The sequence below is a fragment of the Allobosea sp. P1_A7 genome, from assembly GCF_056406775.1.
This window is the reverse complement of sequence record NZ_JBFTZN010000287.1, coordinates 1-7377: the sequence shown is the minus strand read 5'-3', so window position 1 is coordinate 7377 and position 7377 is coordinate 1. Positions and strand designations below refer to the sequence as shown.

At 64.9% G+C, this 7377-nt stretch carries 9 protein-coding genes; 4 read left to right on the top strand and 5 right to left on the bottom strand.

Features of this window, described 5'->3' with window-relative positions; genetic code table 11:
• Window positions 1-224: 224 nt before the first annotated feature.
• From AC1D34_RS31280 to AC1D34_RS31270, 3 genes are all read right to left on the bottom strand, one after another.
• Window positions 225-1580 (bottom strand): MFS transporter, encoded by a 1356-nt coding sequence (locus tag AC1D34_RS31280; RefSeq protein WP_441507325.1) that lies wholly within the window; start codon window positions 1578-1580, stop codon window positions 225-227.
• Window positions 1581-1588: 8 nt separating this feature from the next.
• On the bottom strand, window positions 1589-1867 hold the full coding sequence (locus AC1D34_RS31275; protein WP_476826324.1) for a metal-sensing transcriptional repressor: 279 nt from the start codon (window positions 1865-1867) through the stop codon (window positions 1589-1591).
• 219 nt (window positions 1868-2086) lie between these two features.
• Window positions 2087-2446 carry a DUF2200 domain-containing protein gene (locus AC1D34_RS31270; protein ID WP_441507323.1) on the bottom strand — a complete coding sequence of 120 codons (360 nt, stop codon included), beginning with the start codon at window positions 2444-2446 and terminating at the stop codon, window positions 2087-2089.
• 365 nt (window positions 2447-2811) lie between these two features.
• On the opposite strand from AC1D34_RS31270, the gene AC1D34_RS31265 reads away from it, so the two are divergent.
• From AC1D34_RS31265 to AC1D34_RS31250, 4 genes are all read left to right on the top strand, one after another.
• Window positions 2812-3924, top strand: coding sequence for a Gfo/Idh/MocA family protein (locus AC1D34_RS31265; protein ID WP_441507322.1), 1113 nt, complete (start codon window positions 2812-2814; stop codon window positions 3922-3924).
• A 111-nt stretch (window positions 3925-4035) separates the two neighbouring features.
• Window positions 4036-4356 carry an ArsR/SmtB family transcription factor gene (locus tag AC1D34_RS31260; protein ID WP_441507321.1) on the top strand — a complete coding sequence of 107 codons (321 nt, stop codon included), beginning with the start codon at window positions 4036-4038 and terminating at the stop codon, window positions 4354-4356.
• Window positions 4353-4817, top strand: a complete 465-nt coding sequence (locus tag AC1D34_RS31255) for an SRPBCC family protein (protein ID WP_441507320.1) — start codon at window positions 4353-4355, stop codon at window positions 4815-4817. Before AC1D34_RS31260 ends, AC1D34_RS31255 begins: the two co-directional genes overlap by 4 nt.
• A gap of 208 nt (window positions 4818-5025) precedes the next feature.
• A complete protein-coding gene (locus tag AC1D34_RS31250) occupies window positions 5026-5442 on the top strand; it encodes a GFA family protein (RefSeq protein ID WP_441507319.1) in 417 nt (138 codons plus the stop codon).
• 77 nt (window positions 5443-5519) lie between these two features.
• Here AC1D34_RS31250 and AC1D34_RS31245 read toward each other — a convergent pair whose 3' ends face one another.
• Together AC1D34_RS31245 and AC1D34_RS31240 are read right to left on the bottom strand one after the other, a co-directional pair.
• Complete coding sequence (locus tag AC1D34_RS31245; protein ID WP_476826323.1) at window positions 5520-6311, bottom strand: acid phosphatase; 792 nt, start codon at window positions 6309-6311, stop codon at window positions 5520-5522.
• 83 nt (window positions 6312-6394) lie between these two features.
• On the bottom strand, window positions 6395-7135 hold the full coding sequence (locus AC1D34_RS31240) for a porin family protein (RefSeq protein WP_441507317.1): 741 nt from the start codon (window positions 7133-7135) through the stop codon (window positions 6395-6397).
• Window positions 7136-7377 lie beyond the last annotated feature (242 nt).

Here is a 7377-nt window from a genome sequence, read left to right as displayed (position 1 = left end):
GAGCTTCGCTCCCGGCATGCCCTGACCTGACATGCCACATGGTGGCGGAATAGCTTGCCTCCACGATCTGGCGCCGGCCCGCCCGCCTGATCTCGTCGCGCATCCACGGAGCCCGTGCAGGTCATTGCCGGATCGACGACCGGCGCTCGATCACCCGTCCCAGCCATCCATGCCATCGCGGTCATGGCTCTTGCCTGCACCCGGGGCATTGCATCCTGACCACCTCATCTTGCCTCGGCGGGCCACCGACTGTGCAGGTCGTCGATGATGATGGAATGGGAATGGCGCGGACCATGCTCTGCAAGATGAGGATGTCCCGGTGGAAGCTCGCGATGGTCATGCGCAAGGGCATCCGCACTGCCAGCCGGCCAAAGCTGCGATGCGAAGAGCACTGCCGCCAGCGTCGCCAGCGCGAACAGGCCTGCCAGTGTCGCCAGTGGCACTATCGCGCCGAGCCAGCCCGCCAGCGGATAGGTCACCAGCCAGCAGGCATGCGAGAGCGCGAACTGCGCGGCGAACACCGCCGGACGATCCTCGGCGTGAGCTGAGCGTCGCAGCAACCGGCCTGACGGTGTCTGTGTCGCGGAGCAACCGATGCCGAGCAGCGCCCAGGTGACCAGGAGCGCGGCCCAGCCCGTACCCGTCGCCGCCGGAGCGAGTGCCCAGCCGCTGGCCCAGAGGAGTGCAGCGAAGCCGCCAAGGACGGCAGCCAGAAAGGTCGCCGCCGTCAGCATCACCGTTCGATCTGCGACCCGTTCCAGCACACGCGGCAGCGTCAGCGCCGACAGCATGGACCCGCCGCCGAAACAGGCCAGCGCGAGCGCAACCGCGTTGTCGTCAAGGCCGAGCCGCCCCTTCACGATCACCACGGTATTCACGATGACGAGGGCGCCCCCCATCGCCACCGCCATGTTGAGCGCGAGCAGTCCGCGCAGCCTCGGCGTCGCGAGATAGATCCTGATCCCTCGCGTTGTCCTGTCGTAGATCCCGCCCTCGCGTTTCCTGGCTGGAGAGGCCGGTAATGTAAGGGAAAGGACGAGTGCTGCCGAGACGAGGAAGCCGATGACCGTGCCACCGAAAAGCCAGTGAAAGTTGATGACCGTGAGCAAGGCGGCCGCGAGCATCGGGCTGACGATGCTCTCGAGGTCATAGGCCAGGCGCGAGAGCGAGAGGGCTTTGGTGTAGTCGTCCTCGTCCGGCAGCACGTCGGGAATCGTAGCCTGGAAGGTCGGCGTGAAGGCGGCTGAGGCCGACTGAAGCAGGAACACGGCCAGATAGACCTGCCAGATCTCGGTGATGAAGGGCAGCGTGAGCGCGATGGCCGCGCGCACCAGATCCATGGCGATCAGGAAGGCGCGGCGCGGTAGCTGWGCCGCAAACGTACCGACAATGGGCGCGACGGTGACATAGGCGATCATCTTGATCGCGAGCGCCGTACCGAGGACGCCGCCGGCCCTCTCGCCGGCGAGTGCGAAGGCGAGCAGGCCGAGCGCGACCGTGAGGAGACCGGTGCCGACCAGCGCGATGATCTGCGCAGCAAACAGGCGACCGTAGACGCGATTGGACAGGACCTTGAGCATTGTGAGCCTCAGAGGAACTTCGTGATCTGCTTGAATTCGTCGATCGGCTGGCGACGCTCGGTCGGCAGGTCGCCAAGGACCTCGTCGAGGCAGTGATCGAGATGATCCTGCACCAGCGTCCGCTTTGCCTGCGTGATGGCGCTCTCGACGGCCTGGAGCTGCGTCGCGATGTCGAGGCAGGAGCGTCCGGCCTCGATCATCTCGATGACCTTGGCAAGGTGACCACCAGCGCGCYTCAGCCGCTTGATGATCGCGGGATGGGTTTCATGGATGTGGGGTTCAGACATCTTTTGCCTATATCCCCCTAGGGGGGATAAGGAAAGGCGTCCTCCATTTCGACGCGAGGTGTCGGAGTTTCGTCAAGAGTAGACCGCAGATTGCCTCTTCTCACGGCGCTTATCGGTCGTTTGCGGCGAAACCAGCCTCGCATCTCCCGCTTGAAGCACTGCCAATCCGATATCCCGAAGGGGTCAGATCGGCCTTGGACGCGAGCGCAAACGCAAGACCTATCCCGGCCGACGGTGCAGGATCTTATCGATCGCCCTCCCCTGGGCGAGTTCATCGATGAGCTTGTCCAGGTAGCGGATCTCCCGCATCACCGGCTCGGCGATCTCTTCGACGCGGACGCCGCAGACCTTCCCCCTGATGTCGGCTCGCGCAGGATTGAGCGCGGGCGCCTGGGCGAAGAAGGTCTCGTAGTCCGTGTCCTTCGCCAGCTGACAGGCGAGTGCCTCCTGGCCGTAGCCGGTCAGCCAGTGGATGATCTGGTCGACCTCCGCCTTCGTGCGGCCCTTCCTCTCCGCCTTGGCGACCAGAAGCGGATAGACCTTGGCGAAGCTCATTGTGTAAATGCGGTGCTGGGTCATCACGTCCACTACCCCAGGTCGGCGCCGGCGCTGGTGGCGTCCGAATGCTAGCCCAAGCGCCAACAGAGCAAACCTGACGCCATCGTTCAAGGTTCGGGGCGGCCAGAGCCGCCTCCAGCTCGCAGGCGTCCTGTCTGCGCAAGGATCAGCTTCGTCTGCAGGCACGCCCTACCGAAGGAACCGCATTCCGACGCCTTGCGGGAGCGGCTCTGGCCGCCCCGAACCTTGAACGATGGCGTCAGGTTTGCTCTCTTGACGCCTGGGCGCCCCTGGTGGCCGGCGGCAAAGGAACTGCGAACCCTCGGCGGCACCGTCTGAGCCATCCCTTCACCCTGACCAGCCCCCCCAAGCTCGGGAGAACTTGCATGCGCGCTTTTGGCGTCGGCCTCATCGGCACCGGCTATATGGGCAAATGCCACGCTTTGGCCTGGAATGCCGTTGCTCCGGTCTTCGGCGATGTCGCCCGCCCAAGGCTCGCCATGCTGTGCGAGGTGGACGATGCGCTGGCTGCAAGACGGGCGCGCGAGCTCGGCTTCGCCGGGTCCACCGCCGACTGGCGCGCGCTCGTCACCCATCCCGAGGTCGACATCGTCTCGATCACCGCGCCCAACGCCGTCCATGCCGAGATGGCGATTGCGGCGCTAGAGGCCGGCAAGCATGTCTGGTGCGAGAAGCCGATGGCAACGAGCCTCGCCGATGCGCAAGCGATGCTGGCTGCCGCCCGGGCGGCCGGAAAGGTCGCGGCACTGGGCTACAACTACATCCAGAACCCGGCCATCCGGCTGGCGGCGCGACTGATCGGCGAAGGCGCCATCGGGCCGGTCAACCATGTCCGCATCGAGATGGACGAGGATTTCATGGCCGATGCCGAAGCGCCTTTCTCCTGGAAGAGCGCGGCACAATCGGGCCATGGCGCGCTCGACGATTTCGGCGTCCACGCCTTCTCGCTGCTCAAGGTGCTGGTCGGCGAGGTGGCGCAGGTCATGGCCGACATGGCCAGGCCCTATCCGACGCGTCCGCAGCAGGAGGGCGGCGCGCGGCCGGTCGAGACGTACGACATCGCGACCCTCTTGCTGCGCTTCGCTTCGGGCGCGTCCGGGCTCGTCGCGCTCAATCGCTGCGCCTGGGGCCGCAAGGGCCGGATTTTCGTGCAGGTCTTCGGGGCGAAGGGAACGATCAGCTTCGACCAGGAAAAGATGAACGAGATCGAGCTCTACACCACTGAGGGACGCAGCGATCTGCAGGGCTTTCGCCGCATCCTGACGGCGCCGGTGCACGAGCCCTATGACCGCTTCATCCCTGCGCCCGGTCACGGACTCGGCTTCAACGAGCTCAAGATCATCGAGTGCCGCGAGCTCATGCGGACCATCGCCGGCGAGCCGGCTCATCTCATCGATTTCGAAACCGGCTTGCGCATCGAGCGCACGGTCGATGCCGCCGCCAGGAGCTTCCGTGAGGGAGGCTGGAGGACGGTGTAGCTCCCCGGCCTCGGCGCCGCAATCGGCCGTCGGGTTTGCGGTGGGTCCAAGCCGCGATTTGACATGCAGGTATTTACCTGCATAAATTGCCCTCGCAGATGAGTGAGGACGATGGACGCTGACGACGTGTTCAAGGCGCTGGGGGACCCGACGCGCAGAAAGCTGCTGGACCTGCTCTTTGAAAGGAACGGGCAGACGCTCGGCCAGCTCTGCGAGAACCTGGACATGGCCCGGCAATCCGCGACGCAGCATCTCGGCATCCTGGAGGCGGCCAATCTGGTGAGCACGGTCAGGCGCGGCCGGGAAAAGCTGCATTTCATCAATCCTGTGCCGATCCACGAGGTCTACGAACGGTGGGTCCGCAAGTTCGAACGTCACAGGCTCAGCCTGCTCCACGACCTGAAGAAAGACATCGAAGGAAACGAAGAATGACCACGGAAACGACCAGCTTTGTCTATGTGACCTATATTGTCGCGACGCCGGAGAAGGTTTTCGAAGCCATCACCAAACCCGAGATCGCACGGCGCTATTGGGGCCATGAGAACGTCTCCGACTGGCAGGCCGGATCGGGCTGGCAGCATATCCGCGCCAATGACGCGCGGACCGTCGAGCTGGTCGGCAAGGTCGTCGAGGTCTCGCCGCCGTCACGCCTCGTCATCACCTGGGCGAGCCCCGCGCAGGCCGCCGATCCGGCGAGCCATAGCCGGGTCACCTTCGAGATCGACGATTATGACGGAATGACCCGGCTGACCGTCAGCCATGACGAGCTCCAGGCCGGCAGCAGCATGGCGAAGGGGATCAGCCAGGGGTGGCCGGTGGTTCTTTCCAGCCTGAAATCCTTCCTGGAAACCGGCCGGGGGCTCGACGTCTTCGGCAAGAAGAAAGCGGCCTGAGCCCTCAGAGCATCGGCCCGAAAAGTGGATTGCGATTTTCGGAAGAGGCGATGAAAACACAAAGAGTCAGAGCATCGGCCCGAAGGGCGGAATCTGGTTCTCGGAAAGATCCGATGCTCGAACAAGGAGCTGGATCGCCCATCCCCGCGTCCGAACGGACGCGCGGCGATCCAGTGCCCATCGGCAACCTGGCAGCAGGAGAACGACGATGACCAGGCACTTTGCCGGCGGATGCGCCTGTGGCGCGATCCGTTACGAGACAAGCAGCGAACCCATCGTCGAGATCCACTGCCAGTGCAGGGATTGCCAGAAGCGAAGCGGCACGGGGCACAGTTCCTATCTGACCTTCGCCGGGCGCGCCGATGTGGCCATCGCAGGCGAAGCGAAGAGCTGGCGGGTGGCGGGCGACAGCGGGAACGACAAGATCCACGCCTTCTGTCCCACCTGCGGAACGCCCGTTTACCTGACATTCCAGGCCATGCCGGAGCTGATCGCGGTGCATGCGGCAAGCCTTGACGACCCCGGCCAGTTCAATCCGCACATGGTCGCCTATGGCATTCGCGGCCATGGCTGGGACAGGATCGACCCCGCGCTACGGGTCTTCGAGCGCATGCCGCCGGGGTGACCGGCGGCGGACGCGGAGCTTCGATGGACAGCCGGCGCCACCTTGTGAGGCGCATGGCGGCCGCCCAGCTGGACATATTACTGCCCGGACAGCGCCGCGGTCTCGGCAGCACAATCCGGCATCGGGTTCAAGCGCTTCACCTTCGCTGCCTTCACTTCCGCCTTCGCCGCCCTGAGGTCGGCAAGGAAGGCCGGATTGGTCTGCAGCCGCGCAACGGTCGCCGCCCCCATGATGCGCCCGGCATCGACATCGCTCTGCCAGTGGGCGTCGCAGATGACGCGGCTCTGCCCGAATTCGATGCCGCGCTTGAGCAATTCATTCGAGCGCTCGGGATTGATCTGCGCGAAGACCAGGGCCCATCCCCAGCCCGCGGCGGTGTGGCCGGACGGATACGAGCCGTCGGTCCTCAGAATCGCCTCCTGATCCGCCCTGCAGGTCGATTCATTGTGAACGACGAAGGGCCGGACGCGGTTGTATTTGTTCTTCACGCCATAAGTGGAGAGGCCGAAATCGGACAGCATCTTCTGCGTCATCGCGTAGAGGCGCGGGGTCTGCTTCTGGTCGATCCTGACACCCATCGCGCAGGAGAAATTGTCGGCCGCCTGCGGAAAGGCGAGATCGGCATCGGTAGAGGCGAGCTTCCAGCGACTGGTGTTCCGCAGCGGGAGCGTCGCCTTGCGCGTTTCTTCGTCCCTGGCCAAGGCAGCCGAGTCCTTCTCGGGCGGCGGCCCCAGCAGGACCAGGCTGTCGGGCAGTTCGGATGGCTTGAGATAGCCCGGCGCGATCTTGAAATGCGGATCGGTGACCTTGGACTGGGTTTCACCCGCTTGCGCAAAGGCCTGCCCGCAGAGCGCGATGAGCGCAACCATCGAAACACCTGCGGCCCGAACCGCGCTCGCCGTCATAGACATATCCATTCCTTTCGCCATCGTCGAACTCATAGGCAGACCGGTCAGAACCGGTATGTTGCCGCAATCGCGGGACCGTGCTGCGTCACATCGTAGGAAAAACCGCCCCTGCGATAATCGACATGGAGCGCCCTGTAACCGGCCTTCAACGTCAGGCTCTCGCTCCAGGCGTAATTGACGCTGCCCAAGCCCTGCCAGGTCAGGTGCGAGCCGACGCCGAAGCCCCCGACATCGCCTGCAACCGTCACGCTCCATGGGCCACCGAGCTTGATTCCGAGCCGGGCGCCGAGGATGGGGTCGGCCCAGATCTCGGAGTCGCGGTGGTCGATCCGGAGATTGGCCGGGCCCGGCAGGACCTCCAGCTTATTGTTCAGGTTCCAGAACCGGACGCCGCCGCCCAGGTCCAGCGAAACGGCCGCGTCCTCATAGACGCGATAAAGGGCGGAGCCCTGCACGATCGTGCTCTGCGAGCGCAGCTTCAGCGCGGAGAAGAAGGGCCCGGGCAGGTTGCCGCCGGTCGTCACCTGCGAAAACTGGCCATCGACCAGGAAGCCCCAGCGGTCGATACGCATCTCTGCGGAGGCCATCATCGCGCCGTTCAATTCCTTCAGCACGTCGCGGAAGCGCAGGTGGATATCCGCGGCCGGCAGCGGCGGGAAGGTTGCGCTCTTTCCGTCGATCGCCGTCGCCCAGAGATAGCTCGTGATGGAGAAGCTTGGCCCTGAAGCAATGACAGGGGCTGGCGGCCGGGCTGGCTGCGGGAGATCGGACGCCCAGGCGGGCATGTATAATGCTGCCGACGTCAACGCGATGATGAGAGAGCGCACCGTTTCCCCTGACATTGATCTCTGGTCTCGTGGCCTGTCCGTGGCCTGTGTCGACCCGCCGCACGGGCGGAGCGACGGCGTTGCCGACCCTTCGTGCAGGCGGACCGTCCGCGGAAGCCGACGCCTCCGTGCCGCCGATCATGTCCCGACCGGCAGGCGAACTCCGTTCCCAGCATTTCGTGCATGGGCAGATCGCAGTC